General features: G+C 49.1%; 22 protein-coding genes. 17 read left to right on the top strand and 5 right to left on the bottom strand.

Annotated features, from left to right (window positions below; translation table 11 throughout):
- The first annotated feature begins 28 nt into the window (after positions 1-28).
- The 16 genes from FE848_RS00840 to FE848_RS00765 all read left to right on the top strand — a co-directional run bounded on the left by FE848_RS00840 (position 29) and on the right by FE848_RS00765 (position 20,082).
- Positions 29-667, top strand: a complete 639-nt coding sequence (locus FE848_RS00840; protein ID WP_200200849.1) for an XrtA/PEP-CTERM system exopolysaccharide export protein — start codon at positions 29-31, stop codon at positions 665-667.
- Complete coding sequence (locus FE848_RS00835) at positions 667-2,244, top strand: XrtA system polysaccharide chain length determinant (protein ID WP_200200848.1); 1,578 nt, start codon at positions 667-669, stop codon at positions 2,242-2,244. Before FE848_RS00840 ends, FE848_RS00835 begins: the two co-directional genes overlap by 1 nt.
- On the top strand, positions 2,244-3,122 hold the full coding sequence (locus FE848_RS00830) for a polysaccharide biosynthesis protein (RefSeq protein ID WP_200200847.1): 879 nt from the start codon (positions 2,244-2,246) through the stop codon (positions 3,120-3,122). The genes FE848_RS00835 and FE848_RS00830 overlap by 1 nt, the downstream gene beginning before the upstream one ends.
- 211 nt (positions 3,123-3,333) lie before the next feature.
- Positions 3,334-4,482 carry a hypothetical protein gene (locus FE848_RS00825; RefSeq protein WP_413784998.1) on the top strand — a complete coding sequence of 383 codons (1,149 nt, stop codon included), beginning with the start codon at positions 3,334-3,336 and terminating at the stop codon, positions 4,480-4,482.
- A gap of 55 nt (positions 4,483-4,537) precedes the next feature.
- Positions 4,538-5,533 (top strand): polysaccharide deacetylase family protein, encoded by a 996-nt coding sequence (locus FE848_RS00820; protein ID WP_200200845.1) that lies wholly within the window; start codon positions 4,538-4,540, stop codon positions 5,531-5,533.
- Complete coding sequence (locus FE848_RS00815; RefSeq protein WP_200200844.1) at positions 5,530-7,356, top strand: carbamoyltransferase; 1,827 nt, start codon at positions 5,530-5,532, stop codon at positions 7,354-7,356. The genes FE848_RS00820 and FE848_RS00815 overlap by 4 nt, the downstream gene beginning before the upstream one ends.
- A 21-nt stretch (positions 7,357-7,377) precedes the next feature.
- Entirely contained in the window at positions 7,378-8,505 is a 1,128-nt protein-coding gene (locus FE848_RS00810; RefSeq protein ID WP_200200843.1) for a GNAT family N-acetyltransferase, read from the top strand.
- Positions 8,495-9,610, top strand: coding sequence for a FemAB family XrtA/PEP-CTERM system-associated protein (locus FE848_RS00805; protein WP_200200842.1), 1,116 nt, complete (start codon positions 8,495-8,497; stop codon positions 9,608-9,610). The genes FE848_RS00810 and FE848_RS00805 overlap by 11 nt, the downstream gene beginning before the upstream one ends.
- The gene (locus FE848_RS00800; protein WP_200200841.1) at positions 9,607-10,794 is read left to right on the top strand and encodes a glycosyltransferase family 2 protein; all 1,188 of its coding nucleotides are present in this window, start codon (positions 9,607-9,609) and stop codon (positions 10,792-10,794) included. Before FE848_RS00805 ends, FE848_RS00800 begins: the two co-directional genes overlap by 4 nt.
- Positions 10,791-11,963: a glycosyltransferase family 4 protein gene (locus FE848_RS18935; RefSeq protein WP_200200840.1), complete on the top strand. Its 1,173-nt coding sequence runs from the start codon at positions 10,791-10,793 to the stop codon at positions 11,961-11,963. Before FE848_RS00800 ends, FE848_RS18935 begins: the two co-directional genes overlap by 4 nt.
- The gene (gene asnB, locus FE848_RS00790) at positions 11,963-13,858 is read left to right on the top strand and encodes an asparagine synthase (glutamine-hydrolyzing) (RefSeq protein WP_200200839.1); all 1,896 of its coding nucleotides are present in this window, start codon (positions 11,963-11,965) and stop codon (positions 13,856-13,858) included. Before FE848_RS18935 ends, asnB begins: the two co-directional genes overlap by 1 nt.
- On the top strand, positions 13,855-15,051 hold the full coding sequence (locus FE848_RS00785) for a glycosyltransferase (RefSeq protein ID WP_200200838.1): 1,197 nt from the start codon (positions 13,855-13,857) through the stop codon (positions 15,049-15,051). The genes asnB and FE848_RS00785 overlap by 4 nt, the downstream gene beginning before the upstream one ends.
- Positions 15,044-16,366 (top strand): O-antigen ligase family protein, encoded by a 1,323-nt coding sequence (locus FE848_RS00780; RefSeq protein ID WP_200200837.1) that lies wholly within the window; start codon positions 15,044-15,046, stop codon positions 16,364-16,366. Before FE848_RS00785 ends, FE848_RS00780 begins: the two co-directional genes overlap by 8 nt.
- Positions 16,359-17,288 carry a glycosyltransferase family 2 protein gene (locus tag FE848_RS00775; protein ID WP_200200836.1) on the top strand — a complete coding sequence of 310 codons (930 nt, stop codon included), beginning with the start codon at positions 16,359-16,361 and terminating at the stop codon, positions 17,286-17,288. Before FE848_RS00780 ends, FE848_RS00775 begins: the two co-directional genes overlap by 8 nt.
- 64 nt (positions 17,289-17,352) lie before the next feature.
- On the top strand, positions 17,353-18,798 hold the full coding sequence (locus FE848_RS00770) for an oligosaccharide flippase family protein (protein ID WP_320159491.1): 1,446 nt from the start codon (positions 17,353-17,355) through the stop codon (positions 18,796-18,798).
- Positions 18,799-18,915: 117 nt separating this feature from the next.
- Positions 18,916-20,082, top strand: coding sequence for a glycosyltransferase family 4 protein (locus FE848_RS00765; protein ID WP_200200834.1), 1,167 nt, complete (start codon positions 18,916-18,918; stop codon positions 20,080-20,082).
- Here FE848_RS00765 and FE848_RS00760 read toward each other — a convergent pair.
- Positions 20,079-20,984, bottom strand: a complete 906-nt coding sequence (locus FE848_RS00760; protein WP_200200833.1) for a phosphotransferase — start codon at positions 20,982-20,984, stop codon at positions 20,079-20,081. The two genes, FE848_RS00765 and FE848_RS00760, sit on opposite strands and share 4 nt — an antisense overlap.
- A 2-nt stretch (positions 20,985-20,986) precedes the next feature.
- On the bottom strand, positions 20,987-21,454 hold the full coding sequence (locus tag FE848_RS00755) for a hypothetical protein (RefSeq protein WP_200200832.1): 468 nt from the start codon (positions 21,452-21,454) through the stop codon (positions 20,987-20,989).
- 471 nt (positions 21,455-21,925) lie between these two features.
- On the opposite strand from FE848_RS00755, the gene FE848_RS00750 reads away from it, so the two are divergent.
- Complete coding sequence (locus FE848_RS00750; protein ID WP_200200831.1) at positions 21,926-23,101, top strand: hypothetical protein; 1,176 nt, start codon at positions 21,926-21,928, stop codon at positions 23,099-23,101.
- Here the strand turns inward: FE848_RS00750 and FE848_RS00745 are convergent.
- From FE848_RS00745 to FE848_RS00735, 3 genes are read right to left on the bottom strand one after another with little or no spacing between them, the layout of a single operon-like run.
- Entirely contained in the window at positions 23,070-24,032 is a 963-nt protein-coding gene (locus FE848_RS00745; RefSeq protein WP_200200830.1) for a glycosyltransferase, read from the bottom strand. The genes FE848_RS00750 and FE848_RS00745 overlap by 32 nt on opposite strands.
- Before the next feature lie 58 nt (positions 24,033-24,090).
- On the bottom strand, positions 24,091-25,464 hold the full coding sequence (locus FE848_RS00740) for a phenylacetate--CoA ligase family protein (RefSeq protein ID WP_200200829.1): 1,374 nt from the start codon (positions 25,462-25,464) through the stop codon (positions 24,091-24,093).
- Positions 25,464-26,087, bottom strand: a complete 624-nt coding sequence (locus FE848_RS00735) for an acyltransferase (RefSeq protein WP_200200828.1) — start codon at positions 26,085-26,087, stop codon at positions 25,464-25,466. Before FE848_RS00735 ends, FE848_RS00740 begins: the two co-directional genes overlap by 1 nt.

Here is a 26,087-nt window from a genome sequence, read left to right as displayed (position 1 = left end):
TAGAACAACAAAGGATTGGAGGGCGTTTATGACTAGTTTCACGTTTATGCGGATGGGCTTGGTTGCAATTCTGGGTCTGCTTGTCACTGCCTGCGCAGGGCTGCCGTCTTCCGCCGAAATGCCTCCGGCATCCGAGCTGGAGGCAGAGCCTTATGAGATAGGCGTTGGGGATACCATCTCTATCCACGTTTGGCGCAACCCGGAATTGGGGCAATCGATTGTGGTTCGCCCAGATGGTTATATCTCCATGCCTCTGATGGGTGATGTGAAAGCCGAAGGTAAAAAGCCTGAGCAGTTGGCTGCGGAAATCAGTGACAACCTTGGCGAGTTTATCCGCACACCAGAAGTCACAGTGATGGTTACCAACCCACTCAGTAAAGAGTTCCGTAACCGGATTCGCGTAACCGGCCAAGTGGGAGCGCCCCAGTCAGTAGCTTTTCAGCCCGGCATGACTGTTCTCGATGTTGTACTGATGGCGGGTGGCGTTACGGATTTTGCAGCGGATAATCGCGCCATTTTGCATCGCGAGATCAACGGCGAGTATAAGAGCTTTGGTTTGGACCTCGAAGCCATTCTCACCGATGGCGATATGCGCACGAATCATAGTTTGCAGCCAGGGGACGTTATAAGCGTGCCACGCAAGCAGTTGTTCCGAGGCGAGCTCTGATGGATCTACAGTTCATTCTCGACACCCTCCGCGCGGTAAAGCTTGAGCTTTACCGGCACAGGCTGGCTGCGGTAATCATCTTTATGACCGTGACCGCAGGGGTGTTGACGCTGGGCTATGTAACACCGAAAAGCTATACCTCCCAGGCTGTTCTGTACGCAGACCAATCCAATATTCTGCAGCCATTGCTGCGGGGCCAGGCTGAGGTTACCCAGCTTGATCGCATCAATGAAGCTCGGGAAATGATGCAGAGCCGAACATTCCTTGAGCAGATCGCTCTGGATACCGGGCTTATCCGGGGCGGCGAAACCGATGCTATTCGAAATGGAAAAATCAGCGACTTGCGCAAGCAGGTTGGTATTCGGGTATCCAACCGGAACTTCCTCGAGCTAAGTTACACAAGCGGTAGCCCGGACGAATCGTTTCAGGTTCTCAGCGCGGTGCTGAACCGCTTTATCGAACGTACTGTGCGCAAAAAGCGTTCCGAGAGTCAGGGTGCGTTTGAGTTTATAGATTCTCAGGTTAAGTCCTATCAGCGCCAGCTTGAAGAGGCTGAGCAGCGGCTGAAGGAATTCAAGTCTGGTAATCAGGACGGCACTGAGAGTAGCGTGCTCGCAAGAATCGAAAATCTCCGCCGGGATATTGAAAACCTCAAGCTGGAAATCCAGCAAACTGAATCCGAAGTCACGCTTACCCGTCGCCAACTGGATAACGAGCAGCCGGTGCGCCGCATCACAGTAGACCCCGGCAAGTCGTCTGCTGAGCGACGGCTGGTTGCTATGCGGCAGGAATTGGACTCATTACTCTTGCGCTACCACGAACGTCATCCCGATGTAGTGAGCATTCAAGACCAGATTGCAGATCTGGAAAGCCGCGTTTCCACGCAAACAGACGATGACCGGGATGGCGGTGTTACCGAGGTATTGGAAAACCCTGTTTACGAGAACCTTAAAATTCAGCTTTCTGATAGCACCACCCGTTTGGCCGTTCAGAAAAACCGCCTGGCCTCACTGGAAAGACTTCTTGATGAGTCGTTTGTTCGCTCGCAACGAGTTGCAGAGAACCAGGCACAGCTTTCAGAGCTAACCCGGGATTACGACGTTACCCGAGATGTCTACGAAGACATGCTGCAGCGCCGGGAAAAAGCTCGGTTGTCTATGACGCTGGACGTTCAGGGTGAGGGTGTAAGCTACAAAATTCAGGAGCCCGCTACATATCCTACGCATTGGGATGGCCTGCAATTGTATCAGGTCGGCCTTGCGGGGCCGTTCCTGGGTAGTGCCATGGTGTTGGGGTTGTTGGTAATGCTCGTGATGTTTGATCAACGTGTTCGCTCGCCCCGTGCTCTGCAATTGGCCTTGCCGGAATCCATTCCCGTGCTGACCAGCATTCCCCATTATAGGAGCACCTGGAAAGATCGCTTGCTACGCAAAGATGTGTTGTCGATTCTGTTGATGCTGGCGGTGTTTATGACAGCGTATCTGGCCGTTCTTGTTTTCAGTGTGATGGGCATAACCCCCGAACAGCTGATTAACAAACTCAGTGAGCTGACCGGTTCAGGGGGAGGCGTCAACTGATGGATGAAAACAAGCTCTACAATGCGCTTCTCAAAAGCCAGGAGCAGCAGCGCCAACTAAAGCATGACCGTGGTGAGGCCAAGTCGGAGGACAACTTTCGAAAAGAGCGCCCCTATGCAGGTTCCGACAGGGACAAACCCAACTGGACCCGAGTTGACACAAACGCCAACGAACATCCACCTACGGTGTATGACTCATCTGTGTCTCTGGCACTGATTGGTAACCCCAGGCCCTGGAGTCGTGAGCAGTTACGCGAGCGGAAAATAATTTATTCCGGCATGGCTGATAAAGAAGTCATGGATGCCTACCGGGAGCTGCGTATACAGCTGCGAAATCGGGCAGGTGAAGGCAAAAGCTTCACAGTCATGTTCAGTAGTTTAGGTAGCGGCCCGGGTGGCCTGCTGACAGCATACAACCTGGCGACCGCGTTTGCGTTGGATTCACAGACCTCCGCTTTGCTTGTCGACTGCGACCCTTACAGTAACGAATTGGCAGGATTGGTTTCCAGCCCTATGGAAGCGGGCGTTACGGATTTTGTTGCCGATCGGTCGATGGCTATCAAATCCATCCTCTATTCCAGTGGTGTCGAGCGGCTAACAGTGATCCCTGCAGGCACCCAGGCATCTTCCGCAGTTGAGCTGTTCTCTGCCGTGCGTATGCGAGAATTGATGACCGAACTGAAAGCTCGTTATCCGGATCGCTGCATTGTCCTGAATGCACCCCCTTTCCGGGAAAATACCGAAGCACGGATTCTTGAACGTTTTGCAGATCAGATAGTATTTGGCGTTCCATTCGGAGAAGTCACCGCAGAAGTCATTGAAGATTCCGTGGATGCGCTTGGATCTGATAAATTCTCCGGCCTGATTTTTCAGGAGTAGCACGGTGGAGCAACGAGCAGGGATAGCAAGCAATTTCCGTCTCACCAGTCTACTGGCGGGATCATGCTGTGCCATCTGGTCTTTCGCAGCCCCGGCGCAGAGCCTCAGTGACGACATTTCGGTGCTCTCTGGTTCTGCGTCAGTATTCACGGCTGTTACACACACACGCACAGACCAAGGCACATACACAGATACAAACACAGAGCCAGGAGTGGGTTTGTCCGGGGTTGTAGGTGGCACTCTGGAGCGAGGCGCTAATGCGTTGACACTGCAGTATGGCGGCACGGTTGATACCAGTTGGGAGTCTGCCGACTCAGATCAGTCAGATAACAGCACCATTACCGGGGCCGCTCTTTACACCCACCAGGACCCCGGCAGTCGGTTAGATTTTAATCTGGGCCACACAGTCAACTCCGTACGCAACGACACAGGATTTGTGGTTAACCCTTCGAGCTATGACGTGCAGAACAATTTGAGCGGGGGAGCCGGGCTAAGGTTTTACCCTGGCGAGCTCACAACACTGCGTTTTTCAGGCCAGGCGGGTCGCTCGTTTGGCGAGGACACGTTAAACGATCAGAAGTCGGTCACGGCCAGCAGCCAATTGTCACGAAGGCTGACCGAACGCTCCACGGGCAGCCTTAACGCCAGCCGCAGCTGGTCTGAAGAGCGGCGCACAGATATAACCATAGACACAGTACAACTCGTTTACAGCTATGAAGCAGAAGGCGGCTTCTTCAGCATCGGAGGCGGTGGTAGCAAGGCAAATTCAGAATACCCGGACGGTACAGTCAGTGAAAACGAGGCGATAACCGGCTTTTTGGAGCGCTCCTGGGTGACTTCCGATTGGCGAACAGCCATAGCGTACGATCGAAGTATGTCTGATAGCGCCACGGATCTTTCAACAGGTTTGCCCCCGGAGTTTTCATTCCTGCCAGATACTGTTCGGTTGCGAGAGCTGGTTGTTACCGACTCACTACTCTTTACGCACAACAACCAACGGATTTGCGATGTATGTGATCTTGGGATCTATGCCGAAGGCTCAATCCTGGAATCGCAGGTTTCCGGCGCCACCACCCACGAATACCGTGCCGGCACCACCCTTGGGGTTCAGCTTACCGCACTGCAAAGGCTCACGTTCGGATACAGCTGGGAGGCAGATGCAGATGAAGATGCCAATATTATAGTTGAGCAGCTTCACCGCTTTACCACGAGCTGGAGCCGACAGTTGGCCGAAAACACCACCTTTGGAGTTCAGCTCGACCAATCGTATTTGCGCTCGAGCCTGGCCCGGAGTGATGAGGAGCAATTTGAACTGCGTTTTGTGCTGACTCACGGTTTTGCAATGAGCAGGCAGCGTTGATAGCTAGTAAAGCTAAGGGTAATAGCGCGGCGACATAACAGTCAGGAATGGAATCATGTTTGAGCAAAAGAAGGAAATACGGCTCCCTTCGGAGACACCACCACAATTGATCGTGGTGATTGATACTGAAGAAGAGTTTGATTGGAGCGCCGAGCCAGACGCCAAGGCAAATCGGGTGTCAGCCATGGCACATATTGATCGTGCCCAAAAGATCTTTAATGAGTACGGCATTCGCCCTTGTTACGTAATTGATTACCCGGTAGCCAGCCAGCCTCAGGGCTATGGGTTGCTCAAGCAGTTTGCCGAGAAAGATCAGTGTGAAATTGGTGCCCACCTCCACCCTTGGGTGAACCCGCCCCAGGAAGAAATTCTGTCCCGCTCAAACATGTATCCCGGCAACTTGCCTGAAGGCCTGGAGCGGGAAAAGCTCCGTGTGTTGCGCGACACCATAGAGCAAAATTTCGGAAAGGCGCCGGTTGCATACAAAGCCGGGCGGTATGGTTTCGGGCCGAATACCACGGGTATTCTTCAGGAATTGGGGTTCAATATTGATCTGTCTGTTTGCCCACCTCTGGATTCGCGGGCAGATGGCGGGCCGGACTATCGTAGATACAACGCGCACCCGTTCTGGTTTGGCGGTTCGGACAAACCTATCCTCGAGATTCCCTGTACTGGTGGGTTTATCGGCTGGGCTCAACCGGTTGCTGTTCCTTTGTATGAGGCCGCGCAACGGCTGCGTAAGTTCAAGGCGCCGGGCATTCTCGCTCGGGTAGGTGCAGTAGACCGGCTAATGCTTTCTCCGGAAGGCTTCACATCTGCCGAGCACATCAAGCTTACAAGAGCGCTTTACAATCAGGGCGTGCGAACATTTACCTGGAGTTTTCACAGCCCCAGCGTAGTCCCGGGCAACACGACTTATGTGCAGAACGAAGCGCAGTTAAAGGTGTTTCTGGACAGTTTTCGGCAGTTTTTCGATTTCTTTTTCAATGAATTAGGCGGCCAGGCGTCATCGCCCACCCGCATTCGCAAGTATATGGAGAGTAAGGCATGAAGGTGCTAGGGATATCCCCGCTAGACAAAGACTCAACGGTTTCAATTGTTGAAGATGGCAAGATTCTTTTTGCCGCTGGTGAAGAACGTTTCACCAGAACGAAACAGCAGTCGGGCTTCCCCCGCTTGGCTCTGGAAAAAGCGCTTTCATATACCGGCCTCTCCATGAGTGACTTCGATCAGGTGTGTTACCCGTTTCTTACCTGGGAAAATGAACAGAAATTGTTCACAAAGAACCTGGAAGATGAGAAAGCCTTTATCAAAGGTTTTCAGCCGAAGGATCTAGGGCCACAAATCAAAGAAGCATTGGGCCGGGTGCCAGATCGCAACCAGCCGATTCACGGGCTGCAGCACCCCAACGCCATTATGGAAAAGGGCTTTTTGCACAACTCCTACTACAACATGGCAGGCGTGCAGAAGCTGGCGTCTAACAATGCGGCTTTGAAATCCTCCAAGCAGTGGGGCGAGGGCGCTACTGAGTCGTTCCAGCAGTGGGAAAAAGAACTCGTTCAAGGCTTGAGCGAGATGGGTTGGACCAAGCCGGTTAAACGCATGGACCACCACCTGTCTCATGCTGCCAACAGTTTTCTGTGCAGCGGCTATGAGCGGGCACTGTGTGTGACTCTGGATGGTTATGGGTCTGGGTTGGCCGGTTCCGTAAGTGAAGGGCGAGATGGCAAAATACACCGTCTGCACGGGCTCCCTTATCCGAATTCACTAGGAACACTTTACGAGCATGTTACGTCTAGCCTTGGTTTCAAGCCTAGCCGACATGAAGGCAAGATTGTTGGTTTGGCCTCCTATGGCGACCCTGAAATTCTGGGAGAAATCCTTCTCTCTCGCATAGAGCAGAAGCCCGGGGATTTCCGCATTTACGAATCCAATAACGTATTTTTCTCCCGCTACCTGGCATCCAAGTTCCCTAAAATCGACGTAGCTGCAGCTTATCAATATGTGCTTGAAAAAGTAGCCACCAACTACATTCGCTACTGGGTAGAAAAAACCGGCATCGACACCATAGTGCTGTCTGGCGGTGTAACTGCAAACGTAAAACTGAACCAACGTATTTTTGAAATCGAAGGTGTTAACCACATTTTTGTTTATCCGAATATGGGCGATGGAGGCTGTGGAACAGGCGCTGCGCTCTATCACAGCTGGCCGGGCGGAGTTAAACCTTCCATAGCGAACGCTTATATGGGCCCTGATTACTCCGAAGCCGAAATGGAAAAGGCATTGAAGGCGGAAAACCTTCAGTATCGTCGGCCTGAAAATCTTGCTGCTGAAGTTGCCGCGCTGATTCACAGTGGCCAAGTAGTCGCAAGGTTTGATGGCCGTATGGAATACGGCCCAAGGTCCTTGGGGAATCGCTCTATTCTTTATCACGCCCGCGAACCGGAAGTTAACCAGTGGTTGAATAAACGTCTTGGCCGTACCGAGTTCATGCCCTTCGCCCCGGTTACGCTCTACGAAGCTCGAGAGAAGTGCTACCACAACATCAAGGGCGCAGAGCACGCAGCTGAATTCATGACGGTGACCTTCGACTGCACCGACTTCATGAAAGAAAACTGCCCGGCTGCCGTGCACGTGGATGGCACAGCCAGGCCGCAGCTTATCCAGCGTGAAGCCAATCCCGGCTACTACGACATTCTGAGCGAATATGAAAAGCTGAGTGGCATTCCAAGCCTGATCAACACCAGCTTCAATATGCACGAAGAGCCCATCGTCAACTCCCCGGAAGACGGGGTGAGAGCCTTTATTCAGGGTGCTCTGGACTATCTCGCCATAGGTCCATTCCTGGTAAAACATCCGAACCCCGGGCACTGAACAGGCAACGGACGTAGCACCATGACAGCAGGACTGCTGACCGTGACAACAGAACCAGCCAGTAAATGCGCAACCTTGCGCAGCGACTGGCTGGATCTGGAACACCGTGCACAACCCACGGTGTTTCTATCCTGGCAATGGCTAGGGCATTGGCTGCAAGTATACAAGCCAGATGCCTTGGTGCTTCGTGTAATGGAAGGAGAGCGTCTGGTTGGCTTGGGGCTGGTAGTAGAGAGCGAAGAACGCCGGCACGGCCTGTTGAAATCCCGCTGCCTGCGCCTGCATCAAACTGGCCACAAACTACTTGATCAAATCTGGATTGAGTACAACGGGTTTCTGGCTGAACGCGGAAAAGAAGACGCGGTTGCGAAAGCCTCCCTGGAACACCTGTGCCGCACCATGCCTGAATGGGACGAGTTTATTCTGGGGGCAATTGATGCTGACGAGGCAGACCATTACGCGAAAATAACTGGCCTTTACAAGCATCTGCGCTGGGAAGCACCTTGCTTTGGTGTGGATCTTGATAGCTTGCGCCAAAGCGGTGGAACCTATCTCGACACTCTTTCTCGGAACACCCGCCACCAGATAAACCGTGCGCACCGGCTCTATAGCGAGCGGGGCGAGGTAAGCCTGGTCCGCCCTGGCTCCGTAGAGGAGGCCTTGGCTGTATTTGATGCTATTGGTCCCAGGCACCTCGAACGCTGGGGCAATGGGCCGGACCAGAGCGGGTTTGCCAATCCGGATTTCGTGCGGTTCCACCGGGAATTGATTCGTGAACAGTGGGCAGAGGGCGGCGTTGATCTGATCTCTGTAATGGCAGGGGATGAAGAAATTGCTTTTTTATACAACCTGCTCCACAACAAAGTGGTGTATTTTTACCTGGGTGGCATGGCCGTTGAAACCGATAACCGCCTCAAACCTGGCTTGGTGGGCCATGCTCTGTGCATTGAAGACTACCGCAACCAAGGGTTCGACTATTACGACTTTATGGGTGGCGACGAGCGTTACAAATCCAACCTTGGCCACTTTCATCGCAACCTGGTTCAGATTGCCTTGCAGCGCCCCCGCTTCAAACTGAAGCTTGAGGATGTCGCCAGGCGCGCAAGAAACCGCTGGATTGGGGAGGCAAGTGCTAACAATGAACGCTGAGCTTCACCTCCGGGCCTCCAGATTTAACGCATTCCCGGTAAATGACTACAACCAGTATGTTGCAGGGCATGCTGCAGCAACGCCGTACCACCGCAGTGCCTGGTTGCAGGCGACTGAGCAAGCTTATGGTCATACAGGTTGGGTGATCAGCGCGCATCAGAACGAAACTCTGTGCGGCATATTGCCCTTGGTGGAAGTAAAACCACCCATCGGCACCAGCAGCCTTGTGACATTGCCCTTCTGCGATCTTGGCGGTGCACTGGCAGACAACGCAGACATTCGGCAAAGGCTGATATCCGAAGCCAAAACCCTGACTAAAACAAATCGCATCAAAATCCTCGAAATACGTGAGGGTGGTGTGGCGCTTAGCATCGACAAAGATGCCTCAGGCGACCAAAACAAGCAGAGCGCTAGTGCGCTGCCTGGAAACACTAAAGTAAGAATGCTGTGCGACTTACCGGAAAACAGCGAAGCCCTGTTCAAAAGCTACAAGCCCAAGCTGCGGAGCCAGATTCGCAAGGCTGAGAAAAATGGGCTGAGGGCCGAACTGCGAATAGAAGCAAATGCGGTAGATCTGTTTTATGAGGTATTCGCCCAGAACATGCGCAGGCTGGGTTCACCAGTGCATAGCCTGCGGTGGTTTCAGGAATTGAAAGCCGCCTACGGCGAGCACATGCTGATTGGTATTGTTTTCCAGGCCGATAAGCCTGTGGGCGCGGGCATCGTATTGCTGGGGGGTAAAGAAGCCTGCATTCCCTGGGCTTCCACGCTGGAGGAGTTCAACCGGCTTGCGCCCAACATGCTGCTGTACTGGACCTTGTTAAGCCATGTGTGCGATCTGGGGTACACCCGGTTCGACTTCGGCCGATCAACACTGGATGAAGGCACCTACCGGTTCAAGAAACAGTGGGGCGCTCAGCCCTATGAGCTGATCTGGTCGGAATACCCCGCCGGCAAACTTAACCTGCCGAAGGCGGATTCAAATAGCAGTGGGGCATCCGTAGCCTCCAGGCTCCGGCCCCTCATTGAAAACATCTGGCGTCGGCTACCGCTGTCCTTTGCCAACTGGCTTGGACCAAAATTGAGACGATACATTACCTTATGACGTTAGTACTGCTGTTAACCCTGCTTTGCCTTGCCGTACCCGTGTACGTTTACTTCGGGTACCCGGCCATATTGTGGCTGCTCACCCGGGGCCTGCCGGATATCACCCATCGCCGGGGCGAACACAAACCTTCAGTGGCGCTGATTATTTCCTGCTACAACGAAGAAGACGTCATTCGGGAGAAGCTTCAAAACGCACTGGAGCTGGACTACCCCCAAGAGCTGCTGCAGATCATAGTGGTGTCAGACGGTTCAGATGACGGTACCGATGAGGCCGTAAACGAGTTTGAAGATGATCGAGTTCTGTTGATCCGCCAGGAAGGCCGGCTGGGCAAAACCATGGGCATCAACCTTGCCATGGAGCAGGTGAAAGCCGACATCACCGTGTTCAGCGATGCCAACGCCATGTACGCCAGCGATGCCATCAACAAACTGGTGCGCAACTTTGCAGATCTCGATGTGGGTTACGTGGTGGGCGCAGCCTTATACACAGACGGCAACGAGGGCGCCAGCGCCCGCAACGAAAACCTCTACTGGCGCTACGAACTGGCCATCAAAGCCATGGAATCCCGCCTGCATTCCGTAGTGGGCGGAGATGGCGCCATCTACGCCATTCGCACCAAACTGTGGGAGCCGCTGCAGCAGCAGGACATCAACGATTTTGTGAACCCGCTGCAAATCATCGCCAAAGGCTACCGGGGCGTGTTCGATGCAGACGCAAAGTGCTTTGAAGAAACCGCCGGCGATTTTGATCGGGAAGTAGCCCGCAAAGAACGCATCGTAAATCGCAGTATTCGTGGGCTGATGCGGGTAGGGCAGGTAATGAGCCCCGCGAAATCAGGCGTGTTTGCCTTTGAGGTTATCTCTCACAAATTGCTGCGCTGGCTGATCCCTTTGTTCTTGCTTGTGGGTGTTGCAGGAAGCGTACTTTTGGCTTTTTTCGGCCTGGGTCTGTTCAAACTCATCACGGCAGGCACGGTGCTTATGTTAGTGCTAACGCTTGTGGGGCACCTTTCGCAAAATCGCAATGAATTGCCTACCTGGATTGCAACGCCTTATTACTTTGTGATGGTGAACGGCTATGCAGTTCGCGGCATTGTTAAGGCACTTCAGGGGCGGACTCAAGTAACGTGGAATAGTGCCAGAAACAACGAAACAAGGAATTCCGGAGTGTCAGACCAGTGAGCAAGCTACGAGTACTTCAGTTCATCACCCCAGCGGGCTTTTATGGGGCAGAACGCTGGGTTCTGGCGCTGGCCAACAACATCAACCACGATGATGTGATCTGCGATCTTGCAGTCACCCGCGAATCTCCGGATCAGGATCTTTCCGTTGCCGAATACTACCCGCGCACGGATGGCCAGCAGGTTTACTACCTGGAGATGAACGGCCGTTTCGACTTTCGGGTAGTTAGCAGGCTGTGCGAAGTGATCCGCAACAACAAGATCGACGTTATCCATACCCACGGATACAAATCCGACATATTAGGGCTGCTGGCTGCCAAGCGGGCGGGTATTGCTTGCGTAAGCACGCCACACGGCTTCTCCGGTAACGTTGGCTTCAAACTCGCCACATTCATTCGCATCGGCACCTACATGCTTCGCTACTTCGACCGGGTTGTGCCGCTGTCGGAGGAATTGATGGACGATATGAAGCGGTTCAAAGTGCCCGAAGCCAGAACATCGTTTATCCGCAACGGCGTGGATCTCAAAGAGATCGATGCGGCTTTGGCAAGCCTGCCTCAGGGAAATACTACGGATAAAGATTCCCCCGTCATAGGCTTTATCGGCCAAATGATCCCCCGCAAGGGAATACCGGATCTGATAGAGGTTTTTGACCAGATCTTCCAAGCGCAGCCAAACCTGCGTTTGCAGTTGCTGGGTGACGGCAGCCAACGATCAGAGCTGGAACAGCAGGTAGCTCAACTTAAGAGTGTTAACGCCATTGAGTTTTTGGGCTTTCGAAGTGATCGCCTGGAACTGCTTTCCAACTTCAGTTTGTTTGTTATGACCTCCTCACTGGAAGGCATTCCGCGGTGCATGATGGAAGCCATGGCCGTGGGCATTCCTGTAGTTGCCTATGATATTCCCGGCGTTGATCAGCTTGTAGAGCATGGCAAAACAGGCTTACTGGCGCCCTTTGGTGACAAGGCTGCACTGGCGGCATGCTGCAAACAGGTTCTGGAAGATCCCGCGCTGGCGGCCACCCTTAGTCAAAATGCCAGGGAAATGGTGCATGCGCGCTACTCCGCTGCCCGTATGGCCGATGAATATGTAGCCTTGTTCCGAGAGCTGACTGGCAAAGCCAAACCCGTAGCCGCGACACAGTCCCCAGAAAAGCGAGAGGTAGGCTAATGTGCGGGTTCGCCGGTTTCCTTCGCACTGCTTCAACACCTGGCAGAGACGCCCATCAAGGCTGGCTCGACAACATGGGGCAGGCAATCCTTCATCGTGGTCCAGATGCGGGTTCAACGTGGCTCGACGACGCAGTTGGCTTGGTACATCGCAGGCTGAGCATTCTTGATCTCAGCGATGCCGGCACCCAGCCTATGGTATCCACCTCCGGGCGTTACGTGATTGCCTATAACGGCGAAATCTACAACTTTCAGGAACTGCGGGACGACCTTGTAAACCAAGGCCATAGCTTCCGTACGCGCACGGATACCGAAGTTCTACTCGCGCTCTACGAAATTCACGGCCCGGAATGTCTCCAATTACTGAATGGCATGTTCGCGTTAGCCATTTGGGATCGCACAGCAAAAAAACTCTTCCTGGCACGGGATCGCCTTGGCAAGAAGCCACTGTACTTTTACCAAGCCAATGGGCAGTTTGCCTTTGCATCTGAGCTAAAGGCTCTAACACCCGCTCCCTTCGTTAAAACCGAGTTGCGGCACGATGCAATCAAAGACTTTTTTGCTTACCAGTACGTGCCAGACCCCAAAACCATCTACAAAAACGTGCACAAACTGGCGCCCGGCCACTGGTTAGAAACAGATGGCACCCACACACACCAAAAACAGTATTGGGATGTGTCTTTCGGTTCGCCTTCAAGCGCCAGCCTGGATGAATTGCAGGATGGCCTCTACAACCTGATTGACGATGCCGTTCGCCTACGCATGGTGAGCGATGTGCCTCTTGGGGCGTTCCTCAGTGGCGGAATTGATTCAAGCGCAGTGGTTGGCTTGATGGCAGGCCACACCACCACACCCGTGACTACCTGCGCCATAGGGTTTGATTCAAAGCGGTTCGACGAAGTGCACTGGGCCAAGAAAGTTGCCGAGCAATTCAAAACCGATCATCACGAATTCACAGTAAAAGACAATGTCGCCGACAGCCTGGCCAGCATTGCACGGTTCTTTGATGAGCCCTTTGCAGACCCATCTTTTGTACCCACATATTTTGTGTCGCAGTTAGCCAGACAAAAAGTAACCGTGGCACTGGCCGGAGATGGGGGCGATGAGAACTTTGCGGGCTACAGCAAATATTACACGGATCACGTAGAAAACCGACTAAGAGGCCTGTTTTCGGCCGGAGTTCGCCACAATCTATTCCCCGGGCTTGCCCGCTTGGCAGGCTTGATCAACTCCGGTCCAACACGAAAAGCCAAATCCCTTCTGGGAACCCTAGCGCTGGAACCAGACGAAGCATTTTTCATCACAAACAGCTTCTTCCGAAGAGACATTTGGAATGATCTCGTTACAGGTGAGCTAAAGCGGGAAACCCAGGATTACGACCCTGCAGATATCACCCGTGCCCATTACAAGAATGCCGACACAGACGACCATCTATCCAGCATTCTGTACACCGACATAAAAACCTACCTTCCCGGCGATATTCTGGTGAAAGTAGACCGAATGAGCATGGCGAACTCCCTGGAAACCCGTGCTCCACTGCTGGATTACCGGGTGGTGGAGTATGCTGCGCAGATACCCGCAGCACTGAAGCTAAATGGCAAAGAAAAGAAGTACATTCTGAAGAAAGCTTTTGAGCGTATGCTGCCGGAAGACGTTCTGTACAGGAAAAAAATGGGCTTTTCGGTGCCCTTAGCCCATTGGTTGCGCCATGAACTGAGGCCTACTGTTGAACAGCTGTTGTTAGCGCCAAATAGCGGCGTGGCCAACTTTTTTGAACCTGCAGGTATTCGCAATCTCTGGCAAAGACATTTGGCAGGGGATGACCAGTTCACCCAGGAGCTGTGGTCTTTACTGGCTTTTGAGCTTTGGTGGCAGCAGTATCAGGTGAGTGCATGACAGTGGAACAGAGCAAGCCAACAACCAAACAAACCAAAACACCTCTACGAGTGTTGCACCTTACCTTCAATATGGGCATTGGTGGTACTGAACAGGTTATTCGTCAGCTTGTTCAAGGAATGGCTGCTAAAAGCGTTGAGTCTGAAATTCTGTGTATCGATGGCCACATAGGCCCGATTGGCGAAACACTTCAGCAGTCTGGTGTTCCGGTTCATAAATTTGCGCGCAAGCAGGGGTTTGACTGGGCGTTGATTAAGGCGATACGCAAACACCTGAAGGAAGGGCGGTTTGATGTAGTGCACTGCCATCAGTACACGCCCTGGATGTATGGATGGTTAGCGGCACTACCAACAAGCGCCAAAGTGGTGTTTACGGAGCATGGCCGCTTCTATCCGGACAGGTATCGCTATAAAGCCATGCTTATTAACCCGGTAATGGCCCTGTTCACCCCATCTATTGTCGCAATTTCGGAAGCAACCAAGGATGCGCTCGTAAAGTATGAGTTTATTCCAAAGCATAAGATCCAGGTGATCTACAACGGTATTGCGCCGTTAGTGCGAGACGATGAAGAAGCTCAAAAGGTTAGAGATAGTTTGGGTATCCCAAAAAATGCCTTTGTCGTTGGCACTGTCTCCAGGTTAGACCCGGTTAAAAATCAAGCCATGATGCTCAGAGCGTTTAAGCAGCTTTCTGAGAAACAGCCAGACAGTTATTTGTTGATGGTTGGAGATGGACCTGACAAGGCTAAGTTGCTCTCGCTGGCGGGTGAGTACGGTCTTAGCGAGAGAGTAATATTCACCGGCTTCATTAACAGCCCAGTTCACTATCTTGCTGCGATGGATATTTTCCTCCTGTCATCCCACACAGAAGGCACGTCGATGACATTGCTCGAAGCGATGAGTCTGGAAATGCCGGCGGTTGCTACTCGGGTGGGGGGAAACCCTGAAATAATAGAGGATAACGTAACGGGAATTCTGGTCGAGCCAGACATGGCATACCCTTTTGCAGAAGGTATTGAGCAACTTCATCAAAATTCGATTCTCAGAAAGAGTATGGGAAAGGCCGCAAGGCTGACCTTTGATAAGCGGTTTAGTGCAGACGCGATGGTCTATCAGTACACTAAAATTTATGGAGACCCTGATCCAACTCCATATTCGCTACACCGCAGTACGGATGAAATAAAGAATGGGTAAGTTTGCACTACTTTTCCTTTTTTTGTTTTTTGCGGGTATCTTCGGAGCTCTATTTTACGCCCCTGTCTTATCCGTGCTTGTTTACCAGTTGGTCTATTTTGTAAATCCGGATAATAGCTGGTGGGCAGCAAGCATTCCTGGCCTTAAATACTCTTTTATAGCAGCCCTATTGATGTTGTTTATGGTAATGATGCGCTATAAAGAGCTATCTGAAATTTCTCCCTGGGGAAAGCAACCTGTATTCAAGTGGATGTTTGCGCTGTTAGCAATTTATGGGGTGATGATATTTTTTGCCATCGTTCCAGAAGTTCATAAACCATTCACTTATGATTTTGCAAAATTAATAATTATTATGCTTGCCGTGTACAAGCTTGTTAATTCAGAAAAGGCTTTGAACGCATGCCTTTGGGCCTATATTTTGGGTGTAACATATATTGGTTACATCGCATACTCAGTAGGTCGTGATGGGCAAGGGCGGGTTGAAGGCATAGGCATGATAGATACTGGCGGTGATGGAAACATGACCGCTGCTGCTATGGCACCCGCATTGATATTACTGACTTACATGGCCTGGTTGGGCAACAAAAAGATCAAAGTTTTTGCTATCTTTTGTGGTGGCTTTATTGCGAATGGTATTGTTCTAATTAATAGTAGAGGTGCTTTTCTCGGGGTCGTAGTCGGAGCTTTTTTCTTTCTTTTATTCATGATCTTTTCAAGACATCAGCGCAAAGGTCAGCGCGGAATGGCAATTTTAATTATAATTGTCGGCTTGGCTGGCACGGCTTATGTTGCCGACGAGGCTTTTTGGTCAAGAATGGAAACGCTTGAGGATATTGATGATGGATCTAAAAGCGGCTCTCATCGAATCGATTTCTGGATAGCGACATTTGATGTTCTGGAAGACTACCCGATGGGTGTAGGTATCCAAGGTTATATTGAGCTAAGCCCTAACTATCTACCCGAGCACTATTTTGAAGGACGGAAGATCGGAAAAGCTGTCCATTCCACCTGGTTTCAGGCTCTTGGGGAAGTTGGCTGGCTTGGCTTCGCTCTTTTTGTAATGCTTCTCATCTCGACGTTTAAGATGTCAAGAAACACAAAGAAGTATCTAATAGCTAATAATAATTATAACGCGTACTTCAAGATGCTGGCATTGGAGGGGGCATTGTTGAGTTTTCTGGTGGCGGCGAGCTTTATCAACCGAGCAAGAGCCGAAATGCTTTATTGGTTAATTCTTTTCATAGCGATAGCCTCTAATTTGTACTATCTGCGTTTTAAGGAAAGTGATGCTAAGAAGGACCGCATGAATGGATAACTCTAGATCTCTCGTCTCAGTTATTGTCCCAGTCTACAACCGTGAGAAACTAGTCACGGAAACAGTGGCGAGTATTCTTGGCCAAACATACAGGCCTATTGAAATTATTCTGATTAATGATGGTTCTACTGATAGCTCTTTAAATGTTATGCAGACGCTTCAGCAACAACATCCTAGTCTGGTGCGTATCATTGATCAAGAAAACCAAGGCCAAACAATCTCTCGAAATCAGGGGATAGCAGCAGCTAACGGAAAGTATATTGCGTTCCTGGATAGTGACGATCTCTGGGTGCCAGATAAGCTCGAATTACAGATACCGTTGTTTGATGAGGGTGTTGGGCTGGTCTACGGTGGGGTCGAATTGATCAATGAAAGTGGCGAAACAACAGGCTTAGATCCCTGTGATCCTCAGATTCAAGGGAGTATCTTTCCCCAGTTGCTAGTCAAAAACCGAATGACAGGTGGTTCTGTCGTAGTTCTGCGGGAGGCATTGGATAAGGTGGGCATGTTCGATCCCGAGTTCAGTGCTGCAGAAAACTGGGATCTTTGGCTACGGATTTGCAAAAAGTACGAAGTCCGTCTCGTAAACAAGCCGGTAGTGAAGTACCGTTTGCATCAGAGCAATATGTCAAAAGACATAATCTTAATGCAGGATGCCAAGCGACAGATCATAGAAAAGCACTGTGATAGGCACTCGTCGGACAAACTTGTCGCAAGGTATTCAAAACTAGCGGAAGCTGATCTCTTTTATAAATTGGGCGTTCACTGCTTTTCACAAGAACAGTTTGGAAAAGCTATTGGTAACTTTTTACGAGTCATCAAGATATCACCATTTTATGAAGATACACCAGTGAGGCTTGTGAGAAGTATGCTCGGAAGATCAGGGAATCGTATTCTTCGAAAATTTAAGAAAGCTCAATGATGATCGCCTTAATTGATATTTTTAACCACCGTGCATGTCTGATGACTGTTTTGGATTTATCTAAGTGTCCAGTGTAAAGCAGGCTATTTTATATTCGTCGTTAGGGCGATACCTGCTTATGGTAATAGGCTTGGTGAGCTCAATGATCACGGCTCGCTTGCTTTCACCGGAAGAGATCGGCACCTTTGCTATTGCAAGTTCAGTGGTCATAATCATGGCAGAGTTCCGGATGCTGGGTGCGAATACATACCTGGTCCGACAGGAAAAAGTAACCACAGAAAACATTCGTTCGGCTTATGGTCTCACAATACTGATTTCATGGACTCTAGGAATCGCACTTGCTGCGATTTCTTGGTCGCTAGAAGGTTTTTTTGAGGTCGATGGGCTAGGTTTTATCTTTTTGATTCTTTCCTTCTCTTTTCTGCTGGCTCCTTATGTCAGTATACCCGATGCTTTATTAACGAGAGATTACCGTTTCCGTGAGATTTTAATCATTAATATAACATCATCAGTGATTCAGTTGGTTCTGACGGTGGTGCTTATTAAACAGGGTTTTAGCTTTTTTTCCCTCGCAATTGGCCAAGCTATATCGATACTTATTAAGTGTGTGCTGAGCCTTTATTTTACTCGGCATATAAGAGTTTATATGCCCAGCTTCAGTGGGATGAAAGCCATTGCCAAGCTGGGTGTCTTCACTTCGGCAAGTCATGTAATACGCAACTCGCAACAAACATTTCCTGATATGCTGATCGGTAAGCTGGGTAACCCAACGCAGGTAGGTATCTTCTCCCGCGGGCTCGGTTTTACCATGTTTATCTCTACCTTGCTGCTCTCCGGAATTTCCCCCGTGGCGTTACCTTATTTTTCTGAGGTAAAGAATAAAGGGAAGGATGTGGTTGCTGCCTATTGCCACGCCTCGGAGTTAATTGCAGGTGTAGTTTGGCCGGTTCTTGCAGTAGCTAGTGTTTCTAGCCTTCCTGCCATCAGACTAATGTTTGGAGATCAATGGGATCAAGCTGCACCAATTGCTACAGTGGCAGCATTTTGGGCAATTCTGCGCTCTGCTCATGTCATGGCTCCCAACGCTCTGGTTGCGGTGGGCAAAGAGGGCTCCATGTTAGTGAAGGAAGTAATAGTATTTGCCGTGTTTCTTCTGGTGACGACTATTGCCTATCACCAATCAGGTTTGATGGGGGTTGCATACGCATTTGTATTCGCTGGCCTAGCTGAATTCCTGATTTCTTCTTGGTTCATGAAGCATAAAGTGGGTGTCGGATTTTTACCCTACTGCATTGGGATGAGTAGTAGTGCTGTTGTGACACTGATTTGCTGGGGCGCAACCAAGGCACTTGATTGGTATGTGCCTTTCGAAGATACATCCCCAGTTATGGTTCTTGTTTGTCTTATGATCGTACTACCACCGGTGTGGTTGGCTTCCATTCATTTTCTAAAGCACCCCCTTAGGGAACAAGTTGAGGCGATATTCAGAAGACTCCAGACGAAGAGCTGAAGATCAACTTTAAGTCGACATGAAAGCTAGGCCAGTGTGGTAACATCCACACCATTTTTAAAGTTGAAAATTCTAAGCTATAAATGTTCGTGTTATAAATTTACCAAGCGATTTTTTATGGAAAATACTAACCCCGATTTGGCGATTTTTGTACACTCTAACTCATATGGAGGAACAGAAAGACATACTCTCGAACTGGTCAGTCATATTGATAGTGAGAGATTAAGTGCAGATTTCTTCTATTCTGGCGAAGGTTTTAATGGGCATATCCCTAGTGGATATCCATCTGTGAGAGCTAATAAAGTTGAGTCGAAAGTGCAAAAACTTACTCAACAAGATATCGAGGTTTGGCGAAAAATATTAAAAGAAAATAGAGCTAAAAGAGCTCTGTTGGTAAAGCCCTCATATTTCTCAATAGATTTAAAACTACTATTTCTTCTGCGATTTAAATATAGAGAGTTGATTGTTATTGAGCACTCTTTACCTCCGAGGCGGCCACTTTTACCGCGTATAGGTTTTATTCCCAAGGTTGGATACTGGCGACTAAAAAACGAACTTATAAAGTACTTGTATTATAAGTTAGTTGATAGGGTGATCGCGGTATCAGATATAGGAAAGACTGAACTATACGCTCATACTTTCTATAAAGATGTCAAGGTGTGTGGTAATGGTATAAACACGGAGTTTTGGGTACGTGATGCCAAAAGAGGTGTGGAATTTCGAACCAGAAATGGAATTAATTCAGATCTTCACGTTTTTGGTTGCGTCGGTAACCTCTTTACAGGCAAAGCCTTTCACGTCGCGATTCAGGCTTTAAGTATGCTTAGTGAGCTGGACAGAAAACGAGTCGCGCTGTGCATCGTTGGTGTAGGCCCTGAACACGAGAATCTGAAAGCCCTCGCGGAAAGATTAAATTTAGAAAATGTGTTTTTCGTTGGAAAACAGTTTGACATGGTAGCAGCATACTCTGCAATGCAAACACTGCTGATTACTAGTATATCCGAGTCAGCTCCTCTGACAGTACTCGAAGCGACAGCTTGCGGCTGTGATATTTTATCATCCAACGTGGGTAATTGCGCTGAGGTGATAAACGAAATGAATAATGGAGTTGTTATTAATTCACATGATCCTGAAGTGTGGGCTAAAGAAATAGCTTCTTACTTGACTGAGAGTAAATACAAAAATGAAGATTGTCAGCCCTCGTTCATGACAAAATTTAAACAAAAATATAGTATTGAAAAAACTATGAGTAATCTGTTAAGCACCATAATGCATAATGATTAAGGTGCATGGGCCTCGATGAAGCTGGCTAGCAGTTGCTTCAGCCAAGCCCGATATTTTGCTCTTTTCTCACCAGTACTCCATGGCCCCAAGCGTAAAAGAATGTGGTGAAGGAAGTGCCACCGGATGTCGCTAGCGCCAATGCCAAGTTTTTCTGCTGTCGCCGCAATTTGTGTGTCTTTAAAGGCGTTGACAGCTAAGTTTGGCTCCTCGGAGCAGGAGGGTAAGGAAAGAGCCAAGGTGAAGTGATCGTACATCGGCATTGCGGTAATCTCATAATCCTCAAAATCGATCACAGTGATATGAGATGTGTCGATAATTAAATTATTCAAACAAAAATCACCATGCTGTGGGATAGCGAAGCAGCCAGGCACCCCTGACAGGTCGCTAACAGCAGACTCAACAAGTTTCACAAGTTCGGCGTTTTCTGTTTGCTCTATCTTTTGATACTCAGAGAAGACTCGACTTAGTTCATCATGGGGCTGGATAGTATTGGTTTCGTTAGCGTTACAAGCAGTAATAGCAGACTGAAAATCCACCAATGTTTGCCATAGCCTTGCTTCCAGCTGTGCCCGAGCAGTTTCTGTGTGAAATTTAGACTTGATCTGGAACCAAGGCGCGCCTTTCACGCCATGTTGAATATCGTATTTTTGCTGCGCATGTTCGAAAATCCCAACAGGCTCCGGGATACGTTTGCCGACTAATTGATACAAGTACTTGTGAATTTGCTGTGTGTGAAAATCGTGATCGTCCGCCAACCTACGGATTACATACGCTGGATGATCAGCATCATGACCGAAAACCAGATAGATCGGCCGAGTCGTGCTAATACATGCAACAGAATAGTCGGCCAGCCGGATATGCGCGAGCCCCGCTACAGCGAGAAGCTCCTTAATGAATTGCATAATTACTCCCTGTATACGGCAAGACCTATGCCCCCAACGGCAGGGCTGACTCCAAGGAGTCTACTGATCATGGACTTGACGGCTGTTTCTAAAAGCGAGCCAGTGTGAGGCAGTACATTACCCGCCACATAGCGATCAGCGTTGGTGTTGAGTTCAAATACGCACGCAGGGTACTCCAGAGACGGGTAGATTCCAATTAGGGTTGCGCGCGTGTCGGGGCGCTCTTTTAAAAAATGCTTTTTCAGGCGCTTTAGAGATGCCATGCCTTGGTACAAATTTGTGATGTTCTGAAGGGTATTGGAACCGGTGCTTGTAGCCACAACAATACAACAGCGACCGGAGGTGATAAGTAGCTGCTTGGCTTCTAGGAGTGCGGCAGAGCCATTATCGTCATTGAGCGGTGTGATGGGGCTTTGAAGAGCCTCTTTGAGTTGGAGCAGCTCACCGTCCTTGACAGTTGAATTTTGCATTAATTCTTAATTCCTTGGAGTGTTGAGTAAAGATCAACTCAGGCGACAACTATGCTGAAAGATAAAGGGAGATACTATAGTGCTTCCGTTATGAATATTGTGTGCGTTGCCAAAAAGGATCGTTATACACTGGTAGGCTATCCCCGATCCATACCCCGCCCCGAAATTTGTTACAGAGATAGTCTATTTTTCAATGTCAGGTTTTCAGCGGGAGCTTGCGAATTGGGTAGGTAACAAATTATATACTTTGGTTACGCTGTGAGATTTTTACGAGTGAATCGCAATTCTGCTAAAGAGCATTCGATATACTAATGCCTGCTACTATTCTAGACTGAGGCCTTGACTCTTGTTAAAGCCCCGGCAGTATGCCGGGCATGACTTTGGCTTTCTGGCGATCCGTTTCAGTCAAGAGGCGAGGTGTTGTTGTCTCTAGGCAATCTTTTCTGTTCAAGCTGAGCGAAGGAACAAATTATGGCTTTTAAAAATAGACTGCTGATCAATGGCATCCTAACCGGTTGCATGCTAATGGGCGCGACAGCCACTCAAGCGGAAGTTATTTTTGAGGAAAACTTTGATAATCAGCCCGATTGGACAAGTGGGATGTTTAGTACAGACACAGTCCAGAGAGCGGCTACACATAAAATTCCAGAGGGTTGGTTTTCTATTCGCCAGGTTCCAACATGGGCGCCATCCAAGGGACATCCGGATAAACATGAAACTATTGAGATACTTGCGTCCAATTCTGAAAAAGCTCGCGGCCGGAAAGGTAAAAGCTTTGTAAGTTGGCGAGACTCTTACGATGCAGGTTGGAATTACTGGGCCTCAGAGTCGATTCTACTAAAGTACTTTCCTAAGGGGTATGACGAGCTTTATGTTGAATTTTGGATAAGCTTTGACCCAAATTGGACACGTGTTGCTGTGCCTAGCAAACCCAGCGCAACGTCAAAAATATTTCGTGTTTCTAGTTGGAGTGGGGATGGAACTGAATATGGTGCGTTTTCAGACGGAAATATTGGCCCGATAGCGTTGTGGGATCATACCGTCAACAGATACGGCCTTAGAAACACTCTTGCCTTTAGGGGGGGGCCGCATAGTGATAACTATAAGCTCACAGCGCAGGATATTCCAGATGTTGGGAGGTATCTCATATCAGGCAGTTTAGGTGATTTTAATCTTAATTTCTCCGGTAGTCTCTCTGAAATGGGCCCAAATAAAGAGCAACCTATTATAAATGATCGGGTCAATGGCGGATTAATAACCGGGGGGACTTTTGGAGTGGTAGGGCACGATCAGATTTTTGGTAGTGGAGCATCTTGGACGAAAATGGCGTTCTATGTAAAAATGAACTCTGCACCTGGAGTGAAAGATGGTGTTTTTAGACAATGGTTAAACGACAAACAAATATTTGTTAGCACTGAAATCCCATGGATTCGACCATCAGAAACTCGTGACGAAAATGCGAAATGGAATTTGGTCGCAATAGGCGGTAATGATTTTTTCCAAACCTATCCCAATGAAGATCGCCATGAAGAGTGGTACTCGATAGACGATCTGGTTATCCGCAATGATATTCCCGATTACGTTGATTCTGGCAGTAGTACGATTGTTGTTCCGCCTAATCCACCCGCTGGCTTTGAAGTGAAGTAAATCGCATGGCTTCTTTCCATATGCTTTTAGCGAGCCCAATAATACGACCAGATAGATAAACAAGGTCGAGGAAGTAGATAGCTGGTAGATTACGCAGGTCATTTCGGATGACCTTTGACCTGCGCAGTCTCTTGACGGTGAATACGAAAGGGATGCCAAAAACAAAAGATATTGATACGAGCAAGTTAGATATGGTTTGATTAATCAGGCTCGAAATGCAAAAAATCAATCCAAATAGAAATAGAACCACAAGATAAAATGTTGGATCTGTTCTCGTTTCATTCCAGTTTTGGAAATAGTTCTCTGAGTGCCATACTTGTCTGAGAAAAAAACTCTTGAGAGTAGTCGGATTTCCAAGATGAATAACGTTGATTTCTTTTGTCATTACTACATTATAATGCTGAGATTTTAAGGAGTTAGATAGCTTGGTATCTTCCCCTGATGTGATTTTTTCATCAAATAAGCCTATTTTTAAAAAATCAATTTTCCTTATAAAAATACAACATCCCAAAAGATCTTTTGGAGGAAGCTCATTTTCCAGCAACCAGGCTTTCTCTATCCAGTGAGGGTGCTTTCGGAGATCACAATCACCCCCATACACCGTGCCATGTGTATTCAGTAAGTTGGCTCCTTTTGAAAGCCAATCGGCGGGCGCAACGCAATCTGCATCAATGAAGGCCAGCAGCTCCCCGTTAGCCAACTTTGCGCCAGCATTTCTTACCGCGCCGACAGGCCCAGATGTCTTCTGCACAATTTTAACTTCAAAATTATTTGCTATTTCACTGGTTTGATCGGTCGAATTATTATCTACAACAATGACCTCGTATTTTTGTTTTGGGTAATCTTGAGCGGCAAGAGACTCGAGGCATTGTGATATATATTTTTCTTCATTGTGAGCAGGTACGATGACACTAATAAGTTTGCAGTCCATACTGTAACCCTATGGTGAAATTGCTTTTGGACTTGTGGTCGAGTGGAAGTTTGTTCAACTAATCCGGAGAGATATTCCTGATGACACTTTTGAACTTTCCATTGGGCCCCCGGGGTATTGAGGAAACAGTCTCTACGGTATGCCTAAATGCTCCACCAGTGCGGGCTGAAAAGTTGGTTTTTAGGGCCTCTCTATCCATCTCCGATAAGGCGGACTGGACGATGATCTTAATGATGCAATGGTCTGGTGCATTCTGAATAACCTGAGCTTCTGAAATCCCGTCCAATCCTTTAAAAATGTGGTCTATACGGCCAATCTTTCTTCCATCTGGAGTTTCAATGTAATCATCTACTCGGCCATTGATGGTTTTGAGTTGATGAACGACATTTCCTGAATGGTGTTCTGATTGGCTTTCGGCTGTATCGCCAAGGTCATAGCGGAGTAAGGGCATTTTTGTATTGGTTAATGTCGTTGCAATTAGTCTCTTTGCCTCACTATCGCCAGGTTGCGCCAGGAGTTCGGTTATCCCAATCAGTGGGTTTAAGCGATAGATCCCGTTCTTGTCTTGACCAGCAAAAAGCACGTATTCCGCGGTGCCATAATAGTCGCTGACCATACAGCCGAATACGTCTTCAATGATTGCTCGTTGCCATTCAAGGAGGGTCTCGGAGTTAGTAACGATAGCCGCAGGGCGGAACGCTGGCGAAACACCAGCTTCTCTGTACTGTGTGGCAAGATCGCAGATGGCAGAGGGATAACCTATAAGCTCGGCAGGTTGAAATCGGTCCAGTTCTGCTCGGTACCAAGGGAACGTCTGGCTGTTGAGGTGGTAGCTGGAAAACAACTTCTGGTTCTCTGCCCGGTTCATCCTGGCAAACGGTGGCGTCATATCGGTTGCGGGTTGAACCATTCTCCCCGCAAAAGTTGCGCGTTTTGCACCAAACGGAACACCGTGGGTTTCTTCATGGTCTACGAGAAGCGCCATTGCGAGTTTGTAGGTTTCTTCGTTGACCATCAGTGTAAGAGGTGTCCCGGTACTACCGCTTGTGTGCTGAAGCATGAAAGGTTTTGTGCTGGATTCGGTAAATAGTTGAGAGTGTTCTTTTAGCTTCTGCTTTTCGAGAATGGGCAAGCGTGTAATGTGTTCTGTCGAAGTAATGTCATTTTCGTGGATCCCATGTTCAGCAAATTGTTGCTGGTAGTAAGGGATGTTTAGCCGACAGTGCTTAACCACTTCGTGCAGGCGTTCGCTTTGATATGCCTCGATCTCTTCTGAGTTCCAGGATCGGCTGAGGCGAACCTTCTCCATGATTTCGCTGTAGAGTGGTCCTGAGTAGCGTTTATGGTATAGCTTGTATCCATACGCAGACACCAATAGGTTCTGCAAGAAGACCGGTGAACGGTAGTAAATTGCTTCTATCATGCCCTTCATTATTCGGCCACCTCTGGTGGCTGGGGTGCAGAGTGTGTGTTGTGCTTAAATCGATTGCTGATGCATTTCGCTGGGTTGCCCACCAGAATATCCCCCTTGGCTGAAGGTTTTGTCAGGACACTACCTGCCGCAAGAATGCAGTGATCTTCGAGGCTCGCCATCACTAGTGCAGTGTTTCCTAACCAGCAGTCTGCTCCTATCCGGACTTTTTCAAAAGTGCCGCCTTGCTCTTGAATGGGCTTTGTAATATCTGTGAACTCATGTTGGCGACTACCGCTAAGAACATGCACGCCACTACCAATCAAAGTGTTTTCCCCAATGGAGCACATGCCAATATTGCACTGTGGCCCGATATAAACCCCTTTCGCGATACTGGTGTTGCGGTGGGACAGTATCGTCAAAAAGCCCACTGATATTTCGTCAGAGGTGGCTGGGCAAGCGAGGTGGTAGAAGGCAGCACGGAGGTAGGTTCCTGGTTTGCCAGGTATAAGGCTTAGACCCTGCGAAAATGACATGAACACGCCATCGGTGTTGCCAAGCTGAGCGAACAGCAAGAAGAGCAAATACAGCGGGAATGCGAGTGCCAGAAAGACTAGCTTCAGGAAACGTTTTAAAGTTCGCAT

It is taken from the genome of Marinobacter sp. 1-3A, from assembly GCF_016597775.1.
Taxonomy (GTDB): Bacteria; Pseudomonadota; Gammaproteobacteria; order Pseudomonadales; family Oleiphilaceae; genus Marinobacter; species Marinobacter xiaoshiensis.
This window is presented reverse-complemented; position numbering and strand designations above follow the sequence as displayed.

What these genes read in the sequence shown, in the direction of transcription:
- FE848_RS00840 (WP_200200849.1), top strand. Translation starts at nt 29, where the DNA reads ATGACTAGTTTCACGTTTATGCGGATGGGCTTGGTTGCAATTCTGGGT.
- FE848_RS00835 (WP_200200848.1), top strand. Translation starts at nt 667, where the DNA reads ATGGATCTACAGTTCATTCTCGACACCCTCCGCGCGGTAAAGCTTGAG.
- FE848_RS00830 (WP_200200847.1), top strand. Translation starts at nt 2,244, where the DNA reads ATGGATGAAAACAAGCTCTACAATGCGCTTCTCAAAAGCCAGGAGCAG.
- FE848_RS00820 (WP_200200845.1), top strand. Translation starts at nt 4,538, where the DNA reads ATGTTTGAGCAAAAGAAGGAAATACGGCTCCCTTCGGAGACACCACCA.
- FE848_RS00815 (WP_200200844.1), top strand. Translation starts at nt 5,530, where the DNA reads ATGAAGGTGCTAGGGATATCCCCGCTAGACAAAGACTCAACGGTTTCA.
- FE848_RS00810 (WP_200200843.1), top strand. Translation starts at nt 7,378, where the DNA reads ATGACAGCAGGACTGCTGACCGTGACAACAGAACCAGCCAGTAAATGC.
- FE848_RS00805 (WP_200200842.1), top strand. Translation starts at nt 8,495, where the DNA reads ATGAACGCTGAGCTTCACCTCCGGGCCTCCAGATTTAACGCATTCCCG.
- FE848_RS00800 (WP_200200841.1), top strand. Translation starts at nt 9,607, where the DNA reads ATGACGTTAGTACTGCTGTTAACCCTGCTTTGCCTTGCCGTACCCGTG.
- asnB (WP_200200839.1), top strand. Translation starts at nt 11,963, where the DNA reads ATGTGCGGGTTCGCCGGTTTCCTTCGCACTGCTTCAACACCTGGCAGA.
- FE848_RS00785 (WP_200200838.1), top strand. Translation starts at nt 13,855, where the DNA reads ATGACAGTGGAACAGAGCAAGCCAACAACCAAACAAACCAAAACACCT.
- FE848_RS00780 (WP_200200837.1), top strand. Translation starts at nt 15,044, where the DNA reads ATGGGTAAGTTTGCACTACTTTTCCTTTTTTTGTTTTTTGCGGGTATC.
- FE848_RS00775 (WP_200200836.1), top strand. Translation starts at nt 16,359, where the DNA reads ATGGATAACTCTAGATCTCTCGTCTCAGTTATTGTCCCAGTCTACAAC.
- FE848_RS00765 (WP_200200834.1), top strand. Translation starts at nt 18,916, where the DNA reads ATGGAAAATACTAACCCCGATTTGGCGATTTTTGTACACTCTAACTCA.
- FE848_RS00760 (WP_200200833.1), bottom strand. Translation starts at nt 20,984, where the DNA reads ATGCAATTCATTAAGGAGCTTCTCGCTGTAGCGGGGCTCGCGCATATC.
- FE848_RS00755 (WP_200200832.1), bottom strand. Translation starts at nt 21,454, where the DNA reads ATGCAAAATTCAACTGTCAAGGACGGTGAGCTGCTCCAACTCAAAGAG.
- FE848_RS00750 (WP_200200831.1), top strand. Translation starts at nt 21,926, where the DNA reads ATGGCTTTTAAAAATAGACTGCTGATCAATGGCATCCTAACCGGTTGC.
- FE848_RS00745 (WP_200200830.1), bottom strand. Translation starts at nt 24,032, where the DNA reads ATGGACTGCAAACTTATTAGTGTCATCGTACCTGCTCACAATGAAGAA.
- FE848_RS00740 (WP_200200829.1), bottom strand. Translation starts at nt 25,464, where the DNA reads ATGAAGGGCATGATAGAAGCAATTTACTACCGTTCACCGGTCTTCTTG.
- FE848_RS00735 (WP_200200828.1), bottom strand. Translation starts at nt 26,087, where the DNA reads ATGCGAACTTTAAAACGTTTCCTGAAGCTAGTCTTTCTGGCACTCGCA.